This is a genomic window from Streptomyces sp. NPDC050418 (assembly GCF_044458745.1).
Classification (GTDB): Bacteria; Actinomycetota; Actinomycetes; order Streptomycetales; family Streptomycetaceae; genus Streptomyces.
On sequence record NZ_JBITIG010000010.1, the window covers coordinates 223,603 to 238,139 of the forward strand.

The 14,537-nt window shown below is 71.4% G+C and carries 11 protein-coding genes and 1 riboswitch; of the genes, 3 read left to right on the forward strand and 8 right to left on the reverse strand.

Features of this window, described 5'->3' with window-relative positions:
* Nucleotides 1-91 precede the first annotated feature (91 nt).
* Nucleotides 92-952 carry an AraC family transcriptional regulator gene (locus ACIBI4_RS25070; RefSeq protein ID WP_399206268.1) on the forward strand — a complete coding sequence of 287 codons (861 nt, stop codon included), beginning with the start codon at nucleotides 92-94 and terminating at the stop codon, nucleotides 950-952.
* 33 nt (nucleotides 953-985) lie between these two features.
* On the opposite strand, the gene ACIBI4_RS25075 is transcribed toward ACIBI4_RS25070, so the two are convergent.
* From ACIBI4_RS25075 to ACIBI4_RS25090, 4 genes are all read right to left on the reverse strand, one after another.
* A complete protein-coding gene (locus ACIBI4_RS25075; protein ID WP_399206269.1) occupies nucleotides 986-1,636 on the reverse strand; it encodes a thymidine kinase in 651 nt (216 codons plus the stop codon).
* A gap of 42 nt (nucleotides 1,637-1,678) precedes the next feature.
* On the reverse strand, nucleotides 1,679-2,872 hold the full coding sequence (locus ACIBI4_RS25080) for an alkaline phosphatase family protein (RefSeq protein ID WP_399206270.1): 1,194 nt from the start codon (nucleotides 2,870-2,872) through the stop codon (nucleotides 1,679-1,681).
* Complete coding sequence (locus tag ACIBI4_RS25085) at nucleotides 2,872-3,459, reverse strand: DUF5998 family protein (RefSeq protein WP_399206271.1); 588 nt, start codon at nucleotides 3,457-3,459, stop codon at nucleotides 2,872-2,874. The genes ACIBI4_RS25080 and ACIBI4_RS25085 overlap by 1 nt, the downstream gene beginning before the upstream one ends.
* A gap of 99 nt (nucleotides 3,460-3,558) precedes the next feature.
* A complete protein-coding gene (locus ACIBI4_RS25090; RefSeq protein ID WP_399206272.1) occupies nucleotides 3,559-6,462 on the reverse strand; it encodes a GNAT family N-acetyltransferase in 2,904 nt (967 codons plus the stop codon).
* 194 nt (nucleotides 6,463-6,656) lie between these two features.
* On the opposite strand from ACIBI4_RS25090, the gene ACIBI4_RS25095 reads away from it, so the two are divergent.
* Nucleotides 6,657-6,938 (forward strand): HPr family phosphocarrier protein, encoded by a 282-nt coding sequence (locus ACIBI4_RS25095; protein ID WP_399206273.1) that lies wholly within the window; start codon nucleotides 6,657-6,659, stop codon nucleotides 6,936-6,938.
* 156 nt (nucleotides 6,939-7,094) lie between these two features.
* Here the strand turns inward: ACIBI4_RS25095 and ACIBI4_RS25100 are convergent, their stop codons facing one another.
* The 4 genes from ACIBI4_RS25100 to ACIBI4_RS25115 all read right to left on the reverse strand — a co-directional run bounded on the left by ACIBI4_RS25100 (nucleotide 7,095) and on the right by ACIBI4_RS25115 (nucleotide 11,875).
* Nucleotides 7,095-7,781, reverse strand: coding sequence for a GntR family transcriptional regulator (locus ACIBI4_RS25100; protein ID WP_399206274.1), 687 nt, complete (start codon nucleotides 7,779-7,781; stop codon nucleotides 7,095-7,097).
* Nucleotides 7,782-7,972: 191 nt separating this feature from the next.
* Complete coding sequence (locus ACIBI4_RS25105) at nucleotides 7,973-8,743, reverse strand: M23 family metallopeptidase (protein WP_399206275.1); 771 nt, start codon at nucleotides 8,741-8,743, stop codon at nucleotides 7,973-7,975.
* Nucleotides 8,744-8,757: 14 nt separating this feature from the next.
* A riboswitch (cyclic di-AMP (ydaO/yuaA leader) is annotated at nucleotides 8,758-8,919 on the reverse strand.
* 230 nt (nucleotides 8,920-9,149) lie between these two features.
* Nucleotides 9,150-10,535 carry a M16 family metallopeptidase gene (locus tag ACIBI4_RS25110; protein ID WP_399206276.1) on the reverse strand — a complete coding sequence of 462 codons (1,386 nt, stop codon included), beginning with the start codon at nucleotides 10,533-10,535 and terminating at the stop codon, nucleotides 9,150-9,152.
* Nucleotides 10,532-11,875 (reverse strand): M16 family metallopeptidase, encoded by a 1,344-nt coding sequence (locus ACIBI4_RS25115; RefSeq protein WP_399206277.1) that lies wholly within the window; start codon nucleotides 11,873-11,875, stop codon nucleotides 10,532-10,534. Before ACIBI4_RS25115 ends, ACIBI4_RS25110 begins: the two co-directional genes overlap by 4 nt.
* 187 nt (nucleotides 11,876-12,062) lie before the next feature.
* Between ACIBI4_RS25115 and ACIBI4_RS25120 the strand changes: the two genes are divergently transcribed.
* Nucleotides 12,063-14,516, forward strand: coding sequence for a DNA topoisomerase (ATP-hydrolyzing) subunit A (locus tag ACIBI4_RS25120; protein ID WP_399206278.1), 2,454 nt, complete (start codon nucleotides 12,063-12,065; stop codon nucleotides 14,514-14,516).
* Nucleotides 14,517-14,537 lie beyond the last annotated feature (21 nt).

The window sequence follows — 14,537 nt, forward strand, 5'->3', positions numbered from 1 at the left end:
GAGCGGGCCGAAGGGACCACGCCTGCGCTGGCCGGTTCCGGTACTCAGTTGGCCCGTACGACGGCTCTCCCCCGGAAGTAGCCTGCCTCGGGTGAGACCACGCCATGAGCAGTGGGGTCTGCCTCCGGACACCACGTTCAAATGCTTCAACCGCAGCGAGCCGTCCTTCGAGTTCGGCTGGCACCACCACGCCGAGTACGAGCTCGTCCTGATCACCGAGGGAGCCGGCACCCGCTATGTGGGTACCACTGTGGAGCCCTATCGACCAGGTGACCTGATGCTGATCGGGCCCGACCTGCCGCACACCTTCACGTCCGAGCCGGACGACGGGCCGGCCCGGGCGACGGTCCTGCAGTTCCGCCACGACTGCCTCGGGCCCGACTTCTTCCGCCTGCCTCAATTCCGCGCGACAGGCCACATGTTGGACCGCTCTGCGCGAGGACTGCTGTTCAGCACCTGCGCCGAGACGGCGCGCGGACAGCTCGCCCGTCTGCCGCAGGCAGCCGACAGCGCCGCCGCCACCATCACCTTGCTCGACGTCCTCAGCCACCTCGCCAAGGACACCGGCGCAGTTCCGATCACCGGCCAGGGCTACGCGCCCACCCCGGACACCGACGCCCGGCGCCGCATCGACGACGTCTGCCGCCACCTGCAGCAAGCCCACACCCGCCCGGTCACGCTCTCCGGCATCGCCGCGATCGCGCACATGGCCCCGACGTCGTTCAGCCGCTTCTTCCGGCGCACCATGGGCCGCACCCTGACCGAGTACGTCAACCAGCTGCGGATCGAAACAGCGTGCCGCCTGCTCACCACCACCGAACTCCCCATCACCGATGTGGCATCCCGCAGCGGCTATCAGAACCTCGCCAACTTCAACCGCCGCTTCCTGGAGCTCAAAGCCATGCGCCCACGCGAATACCGTGCGGCGCACTGGCCGAAGCCGGCCTCGTGACAAACCGAGGCGAGGAGCCGGTCCGGCTTCGGCTCAGGCAGTGCCGACCGGCAGCACATCCGGCGAAAGCGCACCCGCCCGAGCCCCTGCAGCCGTCATCCGCCGCCGATGATGCCGACGGCACAGCACCTCGTAGCTGATCTCCTCCGGGGAGCGGTTCACGTCGCCCACCACGACCTGCTCGCCGTCCACGACCATCTCGCCGCCGACCGTACGGGCGTTGTGCGTGGCCCGTGCCCCGCACCAGCACATCGCCTCGACCTGCAGGGTCTCTATGCGGTCGGCCAGTTCGATCAGGCGCTGCGAACCGGGGAAGAGCTTCGTGCGGAAGTCCGTCGTGATGCCGAACGCGAAGACGTCTAGGTCCAAGTCGTCGACGATCCGGGCCAGTTGGTCGATCTGGTCCGGGGCGAGGAACTGGGCCTCGTCCACGATCACGTAGTCGACCTTGCCGCCCTGCGAGAGCTCCGCCACCACGTGCGCGTACAGGTCGAAGCCGGCTCCGGCCTCGACGGCGTCCGTCACCAGGCCGAGCCGGGAGGACAGCTTGCCCTCGCCCGCGCGGTCGTCACGCGTGAAGATCATGCCCTGCAGGCCGCGGGCCGAGCGGTTGTGCTCGATCTGGAGAGCGAGGGTGCTCTTTCCGCAGTCCATCGTTCCGGAGAAGAACACCAGCTCGGGCATGGGGAGGTGAGCGCCTTTCAGTGGGGAGGGGGAAGGGAGGGGTTACGAGCGGGACTGGAGGAGCGGGACCAGTTGTTCGACCGGGGTCATCGAGCCGTGGTTGCCCGTCATCAGGGACTCCTTCGGCTCGCGTTCCGACGCGATGATCAGGACGTCGTCGCGGGCCGCGGCGATCACGTCACCGAGGCGGTCGTACACGCGGGGGTCGTACGCTCCCGGCGGGCCGAACCAGCCGGCGGCCAGGGCCTCCTCGCGGGAGGCCACCCAGAACTGTTCGCCGAGTACCTCGCGCCAGCAGGTCAGGACGTCCGCCTCGGCGCCGGGCACGGCGTAGACGTGGCGGGCGCGGCCCTCGCCGCCGAGCAGGGCGACGCCGGCGCGCAGTTCCCAGTCGTGGTCGAAGTCGATGCGGTGCTCGTCGTCGAAGGGGATGTCGAGCATGCCGTGGTCCGCCGTCACGTACAGGGCGCTGCGCGGCGGGAGTTGTTCGGCCAGGCGCTGGACGAGGCGGTCGACGTACATCAGCTGGCCGCGCCAGGCGTCGGAGTCCACGCCGTAGCGGTGGCCCTTGCCGTCGACCTCGGCGTAGTACGTGTAGACGAGCGAGCGGTCACCGGCGGCGAGCTGCTCGGCCGCGAGGTCCATGCGGTCCTCGCCGGAGAGACGGCCGTGGAAGGTGCCGCCGCTGAGGGCGATCTTCGTCAGCGGGGTGTTCTGGAAGTGCGGGGACGAGACCTGGGCGGTGTGCACACCCGCACGGTCGGCCTGCTGGAAGACGGTCGGATACGGCTGCCAGGCCTGCGGGGACGTCCACGGGGTCCAGCGGAGCTGGTTCATCAGCTCGCCCGTCTCCGGGTTGCGTGCCGTATAGCCGGGGAGGCCGTGGTTGCACGGCGGGAGGCCGGTGCCGACGGAGGCGAGCGAGGTCGCGGTCGTGGCCGGGAAGCCGACCGTGATGGGACGGCCGGTGCCGCCGCGCGAGCTCGCGATGAGCGAGGTCAGATACGGGGCCTCGTCGGGGTGTGCGAGCAGCTGCTCCCAGCCGAGGCCGTCGATGAGGAAGACGCAGTTGCGGTCGGCGGGCTCCAGTTCCGCGATCCGCGGCTCGAAGCCGGGGACCTCCATACCGGCCGCGAGGGTCGGCAGCAGATCGGCCAGCGAACCGCTGCCGTACGCGGGGACGGGTGCGCTCTCGACCGGGAGGAGCTCCGGGTCCTGCCAGGCGGGCTCGGCCATCAGCGCTGGGTCGCCGCGGTGGCCTCGGACAGCGCCTGCGCGAAGACGAGCGTCTGGCGCACGGTGTCGGGACCGTCGCCCGCCTCGCTGACGCGCAGGCTCAGGTCGTCGGCGGTCGAGTTGCCCGTGTAGCCGTGGTCGGCCTCGCAGTTGGGGTCGCCGCAGGCGGCGGGCTCCAGGTCGATACGGGAGACGGCGCCCCAGCCGATGGTGAGGAGGACCTCGCGGGGCAGGGTGCCGGGCTGGTACTTCTCCGGGTTGGCGACGACGCGGCTGACCACGACGGAGGAGATCCGGCCGATCTTCACGGACTCCGTGGAGGTGGTGGCGTACGGCGTCGGGGAGCTGCTGTCGGCGGCCTGCTCGTCGGTGTGGCTGACGATGAAGCGCGTGCCGGTCAGGACGAGGACCGTGACATGGCGGCGGACCTCGTTGGCATCGAAGGTGGTCTCCTGGTGCACGAGGTACGAGACGATCGGCTCCCCGCCGACGGCGGCCTCCACCGCCTCGGCCACGAGGGCCGGGTAATAGCCACTGCGCTCGATCGCCGCGCGCAGGCCCTGGGTCGTCGTACCGGTCTTCGCCATGGGCTCATCTTACGGGGGTGAGGTGACGTCCTGGCCCCTCCGGTGAGGGAGGAGATCCGGGGGACGCCAGGTGGCCGGGGTGGTCGGCATCGTCGCAGGTCAGTACGGGGGCAGTGTCCGGGGTCCCAGGTCGTCGCGGACCGGCGGCGGGGCCAGCCGGACGCGGGCGCTCAGGACGTGGGCGCCCTCGTGGGCGACGATCACGGGCTCCAGGTCGACCGCGACGATCTGCGGATGGTCGTCGAGCAGCCGTGAGAGCCGCTGGAGGAGTTCCTCCAGGGCGCGGGTGTCCACGGGGTCCGAGCCGCGCCAGCCGAAGAGCAGCGGTGCGGTGCGGATCGAGCGGATGAGGGCTGCGGCGTCACGGTCCGTGACCGGGATGAGGCGGTGCGCGGTGTCGCCGAGCAGCTGGGAGGGCGCGCCCGCGAGCCCGAAGGAGAGGACCGCGCCGACGCCGGGGTCCACCGCGGCCCGCAGGACGGTGTCCACGCCGCGCGGCACCATCGGCTGGACGACGAGCCGTGATTCCTCGCCCTTGCCGAAGTGGACGGTGAGCTCGCGGTGCGCGGCGCGCAGTTGCTCCTCGTTCGCGAGGTCGAGGCGGACGGCGCCGAGGTCGGGCCGGTGCCGCAGATGCGGGGCGGTGGCCTTGAGCGCCACGGGGTAGCCCATGTGCGCGGCGGCCTCGACGGTGGCGGACTCCTCGCCCGCGGGGTGTGAGCCGGTCACCTCGATTCCGTAGCGGCCGAGCAGCGCGGCCGTTGTGGCGGCGTCCAGTTCGAAGCCGCCGGACTCGGTGTGGGCTCGACCTGCCGCCTCGATGAGTTCGTCCGCGGCCTTCTCGTCGATCCGTTCCAGCTCGGGCACCTTCCCCGGCTCGGCGGCCTCCCGCCGCCACTGGGCATAGGCCCAGGCCTCGCCGAGCGCGCGGGCGGCGCGCTCGGCCGCCGGGTAGGTGGGGATCGCGAGGTCGGCGGTGGGCTCACCCGCGGACGGTTCCGGCTGCGGTACGGGGGCTGTGTGCTCCTGCCCCGGCTCCGTACGCGCATCGGGGTGCCCGGGCTCCGTACGCGGACCCGCTTGCTCGCGCCCCGGCGCCGTACGTGTGGCTGCCGACAGCGCCTCCGCGAGTCCGCCGAGTTCCACGGCCACGACGACCACCGGCTTCGCGGGGCCCGCGGCGGTCGCCTCGCGCAGCGCGGCGGCCAGGTCCTCGCGGCTCGCGGCGCCGCCCTCGCGTACCCACGGAATGGCCGTGACCACGACGGCGTCGCACCGGTCGTCCGCGAGCGCCCGGGCGAGCGCGGCGCGGAAGTCGGCGGGGGTGGCCGAGGTGGTGAGGTCGAGCGGGCGCTGTGGGCGCAGGCCCTGGGCGAGGCAGGCGTCGTACGTGAGGAGGCCGAGCGATTCGGAGTTGCCGAGGATGCCGACGCGCGGCCCGGTGGGCAGCGGCTGGCCGGCGAGGAGCAGTCCGACGTCGACGAGTTCGGTGACGGTGTCGACGCGGATGACCCCGGCCTGGCGCAGGAGCGCGGACACGGTGGCATGCGGCAGACGGGTGCCCGGTACCGCATGCCCGGCGGGTGCGACGCCGCCGTGCCGGGCGCCCTGCACGACGACGAGTGGCTTGGCGAGGGCGGTGCGGCGGGCGAGGCGGGTGAACTTGCGCGGGTTGCCGATGGACTCCAGGTACATGAGGACGACGTCGGTGCGCGGATCGTCGTACCAGTACTGCAGGACGTCGTTGCCCGAGACGTCCGAGCGGTTGCCCGCGCTCACGAACGACGAGAGCCCGGCGCCGCGGCGGTGCAGCCCGGCGAGCAGCGCGATCCCGATCCCACCCGACTGGGTGAAGAGGCCGATCCGCCCGGCGGCGGGCAGTTCTGGCGCGAGCGAGGCGTTGAGCCGCAGGTCGGGGGCGGTGTTGAGGACGCCGAAGGCGTTCGGCCCGATCAGCCGCATGCCGTACGAGCGGGCCTGGCGCACCAACTCCCGCTGCCGCTCGCGGCCTTCGGGCCCGGACTCGGCATAGCCGGCGGAGAGGACCACGAGGCCCCGTACGCCCTTCTCGCCGCACTGGGCGACGGTGGCGGGGACCTGTCCGGCCGGTACGGCGATCACGGCGAGGTCGATGGGCTCGTCGACGGCGTCGAGGGAGGCGACCGCGGGGACGCCCTCGAGCGCGGAGGGCTCGGTGGCGGTGCCGGGTGCCTGGGCCGCGAACGCCGGGTTCACCGCGTACACACGGCCCGTGAATCCGCCGCGGACCAGGTCCTGCAGGACGGTCCGGCCCACTCCCCCGGGCCGCCGGCCCACTCCGATGACCGCGACGGACGCGGGGGCGAGGAGGCGCTGCACCGAGCGGGCCTCGGCGCGCTGCTCGCGGGCGCGCTGCACGGCGAGGGAGGCCTCCGTGGGTTCGAGGTCGAACTCCAGACGGACGACGCCGTCCTCGAAACTGCGCTTCTGGGTGTACCCGGCGTCCGTGAAGACCTTGATCATCTTGTTGTTGTTGGGCAGCACCTCGGCGGCGAAGCGCCGGATGCCGCGCTCGCGTGCCACGGCCGCGATGTGTTCGAGCAGGGCGGACGCGACGCCGCGGCCCTGGTGGGCGTCCTGGACGAGGAAGGCGACCTCGGCCTCGTCGGCGTCGCCGGAGGCGGGCCGTCCGTGCTCGTCGATCCGGTCGTAGCGCACCGTCGCGATGAACTCGCCCGCGACCGTGACCGCGAGCCCCACCCGGTCCACGTAGTCGTGGTGGGTGAAGCGGCGCACGTCCTTGTCGGACAGGCGCGGGTAGGGCGCGAAGAAGCGGTAGTACTTCGATTCGTCCGAGACCTGCTCGTAGAAGCTGACCAGGCGCCCGGCGTCCTCGGTGGTGATGGGCCTGATCCGCGCGGTGCCCCCGTCCCGCAGGACCACATCGGCTTCCCAGTGCGCCGGGTACGCGTGCGGCGACTGCGGCTCGGACGGTTGCTGCATCGGCTCCGACGGCGGCTGCATGGGGCCAGAGTACGGGTCGCGCGCCCGGCGGGAGCGTTGCAGTCTAGGAAGACCTCGGGCCACAAAGCCCGGTGGCCCGGGGCGGTGGGCCCTTGGTCGGACGGGCTGCGGACCTTCGGCCTGCAGGACCATCCGCCGCAGCATGAGAGACTGGTCTAGACAAGGCTTGAGTGAAATCTGAAGGGCAGCATCACATGGCTGAGCGCCGCGTCAACGTCGGTTGGGCCGAGGGCCTCCACGCCCGTCCCGCCTCCATCTTCGTCCGCGCGGCCACGGCCGCCGGGGTCCCCATGACGATCGCCAAGGCCGACGGCAACCCCGTCAACGCGGCCTCGATGCTCGCGGTGCTCGGCCTGGGTGCCCAGGGCGGCGAGGAGATCGTGCTGGCTTCCGAGGCCGAGGGTGCGGACGCCGCGCTCGACCGCCTGGCGAAGCTCGTCTCCGAGGGGCTCGAGGAGCTTCCCGAGACGGTCTGATCCTCCGGGATTTCCCGCACGGAGCCGCTGCCACCGATTCGGTGGGGGCGGCTCCGTCGTTTTCCGGAATACCGCGCCGCAATTCCGTACGTGAATGATGTGCGGGCACACGAAATAGACCCCGCCGAATTCCACTCTTTGTATACGGCCCGTTTGTTAAGCCCGCCCGCCCGCCATGTTTACGCGATGTTGCGAACCGCTCACACGGGCCGTCGGCGGCTGCCCTTTCAACCGGTGGGCGCGGCCCGCGCGTTCGGTGTGCTGGGCCGTGAGGAGACGGGCCCGCTCCGCGTCGCCGCGGGCCACGGCGTCGACGATCGCGCCGTGTTCGGCCCAGGATTCGGCGGGCCGCTCCGGCGACTCCACCGCGTACATCCACGTGATTTTGTGGCGCAGCTGCGTGAGCAGCGTGATGAGACCGGGGCTGGCCGACGCCTGCGCGAGGGTCTCGTGGAACCAGCCGCCGAGGCTGCGCAGATCCTCGTGCTGCCCGCGCCTGGCCCGCTCCTGCCCCAGTCTGACCAGGCCGCGGAGGACCTTGAGGTGTGCGTCGGTGCGGCGCTGCGCGGCGCGTGCGGCGCCGAGCGGTTCGAGCAGCAGCCGTACTTCGAGGAGGTCGGCGGCCTCCTGCGCGGTGGGCTCGGCGACATGCGCGCCCGCGTGCCGGCGCGTGACGACGAAGCCCTCGGCCTCCAGGGTGCGCAGCGCCTCGCGGACCGGGACGCGCGAGACTCCGTAACGCCGGGCGAGCACTTCCTCGGTGAGGCGGCTGCCGCGCCTCAATACCCCGGAGACGATGTCGTCCCGGATGGCCGTGCATACCGATTGCGCGGGAATGCGCATGACCTGACCACCGCCCTGATGCTCGTCGTGCTGCGACTCTATTGCAGCGGGCGCCAATTTCCCGATGGGCGGCGGGAATTCATGGGGTTGCCTTTACGGCCGATTTCCGGCATGGGCAGGAACGCACGGGGCCCGTCAACGGCGAAGGCCCCGGCGGGGGTTGCCGGGGCCTTCGTGAATTGCGCGGGGTGTCAGACGCTGACGCCGTGCGAGCGCAGGTACGCGATCGGGTCGATGTCCGAGCCGTAGTCGGGCGAGGTGCGGGCCTCGAAGTGCAGGTGCGGTCCGGTGACGTTGCCGGTCGCGCCCGAGAGGCCTATCTGCTGACCCGGGGTGACGGTCTGGCCGACCGTGACGGCGATGGAGGAGAGGTGCCCGTACTGCGTGTACGTGCCGTCCTTCATCTTGATCACGATGTTGTTGCCGTACGCGCCGCCCCAGCCGGCCTCGACGACGGTGCCCATGCCGACCGAGCGGACGGACGTGCCGGAGGCGGCGTGGAAGTCGATGCCGGTGTGGCTGCCGGAGGACCAGACGGCTCCGCCGGCCTTGTACGAGGTGGAGACGTAGCTGCCGGCGACGGGGGCGATGAAGGCGTTGAGGCGCTTGCGCTCGGCCTCGCGGGCGGCGCGCTCCTTGGCCTCGCGCTCCGCCTTGGCCTTCGCCTCGGCCTTGCGCTTGGCCTCGGCCTCGGCCTTCAGCTCGGCGGCGGCCTTCTCGGCCTCCTCCTGCTGCGCGGCGGCCTGGGCGTCGATCCGCTCGGTGAGGGTGTCACCGATGGAGACAGCCTTGGTGAGTCCGGTGTCCTCGACGGTGGCCTTGGAGTCGGCGGCGTACGCGGTGGAGCCGAGCGAGCCGATCACGCCGGTGGTGGTGAGGGCGGCGACGCCCGCGATGCTCGCGGTCCTGCGGGTGAGCGCGGAGGGACGGCGGTGCTTCCCGGTGGCACGGGAGAAAGCCATGGAGCGGCGGTGTCCTTTCCTTCCTTCTCGCCTACCGGGTTAGCTGACGGGTTCGGAGCAGGAAGGTCTCCTACGGGGGTCCGCCTCGCGACGGGCTCCCGATTCACCCCAGGGACTTCGTGTGGGTCCCCGGCTCCCCAGGCTCGCGCCTGACGGGGACTCGGCGATGGCTGCCCGTTGCCACGGATGCGGCGTACAGCGGACGAACAGCGGAGCCGACGCTAAACGGGACATCTTTCAATCAACAAACGGAACCGGCCTTTTGTAGCGCATGCCACAGGGCAGACCCCCAACCTCCATACCAATTCGGACATATAGCGACAACTACGCAGAACAGGGGCCCCGGGAGTCCCCGGAGCCCCTGTCGTCCGCAGTGGGGACAGGCACGCGCGCGCGGCCGTCCCGACTAGCCGGTCACCACCGTCACTTCACCGATCCCGAGCGCCTTCACGGGCTCGGCGATCTCGGACGCGTCGCCGACGAGGACGGTGACGAGCCGGTCCACCGGGAACGCGTTGACGACCGCGGCCGTCGCCTCGACCGTGCCCGTCTCGTCGAGCATCCGGTACAGCTGCGCCTGGAAGTCGTCCGGCAGATGCTGCTCGACCTGGTCGGCGAGCGTGCCGGCGACGGCCGCCGCCGTCTCGTAGCGCAGCGGCGCCACGCCCACGAGGTTCTGCACGGCCGTCTCGCGCTCGGCATCGGTCAGACCATCGGCCGCGAGCGTGCGCAGCACGGTCCACAGGTCGTCGAGCGCCGGGCCCGTATTCGGCGTGTCCACCGAGCCGTTGATGGCGAGCAGCGCGGCGCCGGTGCCGTCGGGCGCGGAGCGCAGCACCTGCCCGAAGGCTCGGACGCCGTACGTGTAGCCCTTCTCCTCGCGCAGGACGCGGTCCAGACGGGAGGTGAGGGTGCCGCCCAGGCAGTACGTGCCGAGCACCTGCGCCGGCCACACACGGTCGTGGCGGTCCGCGCCGACGCGGCCGATGAGCAGCTGCGTCTGGACGGCGCCGGGGCGGTCGACGATGACCACACGGCCCGTGTCGTCGGCGGTGACCGGCGGGACGGGACGGGCCTCGCCCGGCGCGGCCGTCCACTGGCCGAGAGTCTCGGCCAGGAGCGCGTCGAGGTCGGTGCCCGCGAGGTCGCCGACGACCACGGCGGTGGCGGTCGAGGGCCGCACCCACGCGTCGTAGAAGGCGCGCACCGCGTCGGCGTCGATGCGGGCGACCGTCTCCTCGCTGCCCTGGCGCGGCCGGGACATGCGCGCGGTCGCCGGGAACAGCTCCTTGTAGAGCTGCTTGGCGGCGCGGCGGGCCGGGTTGGCCAGCTCGTGCGGGATCTCGTCGAGGCGGTTGCGGACGAGGCGGCTGACCTCGTCGGCCGCGAACGCGGGGACGCGCAGGGCGTCGGCGATCAGACCGAGCGCCTTCGGCAGCCGCGACACGGGGACTTCGAGGGAGACGCGGACGCCGGGGTGGTCGGCGTGCGCGTCCAACGTGGCGCCACAGCGCTCCAGTTCGGCCGCGAACTCCTCGGCGCTCAGCTTGTCGGTGCCCTCGGAGAAGGCGCGCGCCATGATCGTGGCGACCCCGTCGAGGCCCTCCGGCTCGGCGTCGAGCGGCGCGGCGAGGAAGATCTCGACGGCGACGACCTGCTGGCCGGGGCGGTGGCAGCGCAGCACGGTCAGACCGTTGGGCAGCGCGCCGCGGTCAGGGGCGGGGAAGGCCCAGGGCTTGGCGTCGCCCGCCTGGGGCTGCGGGTGGAATTCCATGGTGGAGAGCTCGGTCACTGCCCCGCCTCCTCTTCCTCTGCGTCGTCGGCTTCGGCGTGGACCGGCTCGTATACGAGAACGGCCCGGTTGTCGGGGCGCAGACGGGCCTTGGCGACCGCCTGGACCTCGTCGGCCGTGACCGCGAGGACGCGGTCGACGGCGGTGAGGGCGAGCTGCGGGTCGCCGAACAGGACCGCGTACCGGCACAGTTCGTCGGCGCGGCCCGCGACCGTGCCGAGCCGGTCGAGCCACTCGCGCTCCAACTGGGCCTGGGCGCGCTCCATTTCCTCGTCCGTGGGGCCCTCGGCGGCGAACCGCGCGAGCTCCTCGTCGACCGCGGACTCGATGACCGGGACCTCGACGTCGCCGGAGGTCTTCACGTCCAGCCAGCCCAGCGACGGCGCGCCGGCCAGGCGCAGCAGCCCGAAGCCGGCGGCCACGGCCGTCTGGTCACGCCGTACGAGGCGGTTGTAGAGCCGCGAGGACTCGCCGCCGCCGAGGACGGTCAGGGCCAGGTCGGCGGCGTCGGCCTCGCGCGTGCCGTCGTGCGGCAGGCGGTACGCGGCCATCAGCGCGCGGGCCGGCACCTCCTCCTCGATCACCTCGCGCTTCTGCGCGCCGATGACGTCGGGCAGCACGCCGTCGCGCGGCGGCTGCTTGCCGTCGTGGGAGGGGATCGAGCCGAAGTACTTCTCGATCCACGCGAGGGTCTGCTCGGGGTCGATGTCGCCGACGACCGAGAGGACCGCATTGTTCGGCGCGTAGTACGTACGGAAGAACTTCCGCGCGTCCTCCAGCGTGGCCGCGTCGAGGTCGGCCATCGAACCGATGGGCGTGTGGTGGTACGGGTGGCCCTCGGGATACGAGAGGGCGGTGAGCTTCTCGAACGCCGTGCCGTACGGCACGTTGTCGTAGCGCTGGCGCCGCTCGTTCTTCACCACGTCCCGCTGGTTCTCCATCGACTCGTCGTCGAGGGCGACGAGCAGCGAGCCCATACGGTCGGCCTCCAGCCAGAGGGCGAGCTCCAGCTGGTGGGCGGGCATGGTCTCGAAGTAGTTAGTGCGCTCGAAGCTTGTCGTGCCGTTGAGCGAACCGCCGGCGCCCTGCACCAGCTCGAAGTGCCCGTTGCCCTTGACCTGGCCCGAGCCCTGGAACATCAGGTGCTCGAAGAGGTGGGCGAGGCCGGTGCGGCCCTCGACCTCGTGCCGCGAGCCGACGTCGTACCAGAGGCAGACGGCCGCGACCGGGGTCAGGTGGTCCTCGGAGAGCACGACGCGCAGGCCGTTGGCCAGCCGGTGCTCGGTCGCTGTCAGGCCGCCGGAGCCGGCCTCGGCGGTGGCCGTGTGACCCATGGGCATGTGGTCCCTTCGATTCGGAGAGAGAGTTCTGTCACTGTATGCAAGCGCGCGGACATCTGGCGAAGTTCTCCGTCCCTGTACGCCCTCGGCGAGCAGGCCTGACGGGTCGACGTCCGCGTTGTCAGTGGGGCGGTCCACAATGGTCCGCGTCAGAGAACCGATTCGTAGGTGAAGGAGCCGCAGCGCGATGGCCCGCCGCAGCACGAAGACCCCGCCGCCGGAAGACGATTTCGAGGAGAAGATCCTCGACATCGACGTCGTCGACGAGATGCAGGGCTCCTTCCTCGAGTACGCGTACTCGGTCATCTACTCGCGCGCCCTGCCGGACGCCCGGGACGGCCTGAAGCCGGTGCACCGCCGCATCGTCTACCAGATGAACGAGATGGGGCTGCGCCCCGACCGCGGCTATGTGAAGTGCGCCCGCGTCGTCGGCGAGGTCATGGGCAAGCTGCACCCGCACGGCGATGCGTCGATCTATGACGCGCTCGTGCGTATGGCGCAGCCGTTCTCGATGCGCGTCCCGCTGGTCGACGGCCACGGCAACTTCGGCTCGCTCGGCAACGACGACCCGCCGGCCGCCATGCGGTACACCGAGTGCCGGATGGCCGACGCCACCTCGCTGATGACCGAGTCCATCGACGAGAACACGGTGGACTTCACGCCCAACTACGACGGCCAGGAGCAGGAGCCGGTCGCCCTGCCGGCCGCGTATCCGAATCTGCTGGTCAACGGCGCCTCCGGCATCGCGGTCGGCATGGCCACCAATATGCCGCCGCACAATCTGGGCGAGGTCATCGCCGCGGCCCGCCATCTGATCAAGCACCCGGGCGCGGACCTGGAGACGCTGATGCGTTTCGTCCCGGGTCCTGATCTGCCCACGGGCGGCCGGATCGTCGGGCTCTCCGGCATCAAGGACGCGTACGACAGCGGGCGCGGCACCTTCAAGATCCGCGCCACGACCTCGGTCGAGACGGTGACGGCCCGCCGCAAGGGCATCATCGTCACCGAACTGCCCTTCTCCGTCGGTCCCGAGAAGGTTATCTCCAAGATCAAGGACCTGGTCGGCTCGAAGAAGCTGCAGGGCATCGCCGACGTCAAGGACCTCACCGACCGGGCGCACGGCCTGCGCCTCGTCATCGAGATCAAGAACGGCTTCGTGCCCGAGGCGGTCCTCGAGCAGCTCTACAAGCTGACGCCGATGGAGGAGTCCTTCGGCATCAACAATGTGGCGCTGGTCGACGGGCAGCCGCTCACCCTCGGCCTCAAGGAGCTCCTGGAGGTCTATCTCGACCACCGCTTCGAGGTCGTACGGCGCCGCAGCGAGTTCCGCCGCGGCAAGAAGCGGGACCGGCTGCACCTGGTCGAGGGTCTGCTCGTCGCGCTGCTCGACATCGACGAGGTCATCCGCCTCATCCGCTCCAGCGACAACTCCGCGCAGGCCAAGGAGCGCCTGATGGAGCGCTTCTCGCTGAGCGAGGTACAGACGCAGTACATCCTCGACACGCCGCTGCGCCGCCTCACGAAGTTCGACCGGATCGAGCTGGAGTCGGAGCGCGACAAGCTCACCGCCGAGATCGAGGAGCTCACGAAGATCCTCGAATCGGACGCGGAGCTGCGCAAGCTCGTCTCGGCCGAACTGGCCGCGGTGGCCAAGAAGTTCGGCACCGACCGGCGCACCGTCCTGCTGGAGTCGGCGGGCGCCCCGGCGGCCGCGGTGCCGCTGGAGGTCGCGGACGACCCGTGCCGGGTGCTGCTCTCTTCCACGGGCCTGCTCGCCCGTACGGCGACGGGCGACGTCGCACTCGACGCGGAGGGCAAGCGCGTCAAGCACGACGTGATCCTCTCCGCGGTGCCCGCCACCCAGCGCGGCGAGGTGGGCGCGGTGCTCTCCTCCGGCCGCCTGCTGCGGCTCAATGTGATCGACCTGCCGCAGCTGCCGGACACGGCGTCGGCGCCCAACCTCGCGGGCGGCGCGCCCATCGCGGAGTTCCTCTCCCTGGAGGACGGCGAGACGCTGATCTGTCTGACGACCCTCGACGAGTCCTCGCCGGGGCTCGCGATCGGTACGGCGCAGGGCGTGGTCAAGCGCGTCGTGCCGGACTATCCGTCCAACAAGGACGAGCTGGAAGTGATCACGCTCAAGGACGGCGACCGGATCGTCGGCGCGGCCGAACTGCGCACCGGCGAGGAGGACTTGGTCTTCATCACGGACGACGCCCAGCTCCTGCGCTACCAGGCCTCGCAGGTCCGTCCGCAGGGCCGCCCGGCCGGCGGTATGGCGGGCATCAAGCTGACCGCGGGCGCGAAGGTCATCGCGTTCGCGGCGGTGGATCCGGCGGCGGACGCGGTGGTGTTCACCATCGCGGGCTCGCGCGGCACGCTCGACGACTCGGTGCAGACGACCGCGAAGGCCACCCCGTTCGACCTCTACCCGCGCAAGGGGCGCGCGACGGGCGGCGTGCGCGCCCAGCGCTTCCTCAAGGGCGAGGACTGCCTGTCGTTCGCGTGGGCGGGCCCGGTGCCGGCGAAGGCGGCCCAGAAGAACGGCACACCGGCCGAGCTCCCGGAGCTCGACCCGCGCCGTGACGGCTCGGGCATCTCGCTCGGCAAGCCGGTGTCGGCGGTGTCGGGGCTGGTGTAGCGGGTTTCGGCGGTACGTGGC

Coding starts and splice junctions, on each gene's coding strand:
- ACIBI4_RS25080 (WP_399206270.1), bottom strand. CDS start 2,872: ATGGCCGAGCCCGCCTGGCAGGACCCGGAGCTCCTCCCGGTCGAGAGC.
- ACIBI4_RS25085 (WP_399206271.1), bottom strand. CDS start 3,459: ATGGCGAAGACCGGTACGACGACCCAGGGCCTGCGCGCGGCGATCGAG.
- ACIBI4_RS25100 (WP_399206274.1), bottom strand. CDS start 7,781: ATGCGCATTCCCGCGCAATCGGTATGCACGGCCATCCGGGACGACATC.
- ACIBI4_RS25105 (WP_399206275.1), bottom strand. CDS start 8,743: ATGGCTTTCTCCCGTGCCACCGGGAAGCACCGCCGTCCCTCCGCGCTC.
- ACIBI4_RS25120 (WP_399206278.1), top strand. CDS start 12,063: ATGGCCCGCCGCAGCACGAAGACCCCGCCGCCGGAAGACGATTTCGAG.
- ACIBI4_RS25115 (WP_399206277.1), bottom strand. CDS start 11,875: ATGCCCATGGGTCACACGGCCACCGCCGAGGCCGGCTCCGGCGGCCTG.
- ACIBI4_RS25075 (WP_399206269.1), bottom strand. CDS start 1,636: ATGCCCGAGCTGGTGTTCTTCTCCGGAACGATGGACTGCGGAAAGAGC.
- ACIBI4_RS25090 (WP_399206272.1), bottom strand. CDS start 6,462: ATGCAGCCGCCGTCGGAGCCGATGCAGCAACCGTCCGAGCCGCAGTCG.
- ACIBI4_RS25095 (WP_399206273.1), top strand. CDS start 6,657: ATGGCTGAGCGCCGCGTCAACGTCGGTTGGGCCGAGGGCCTCCACGCC.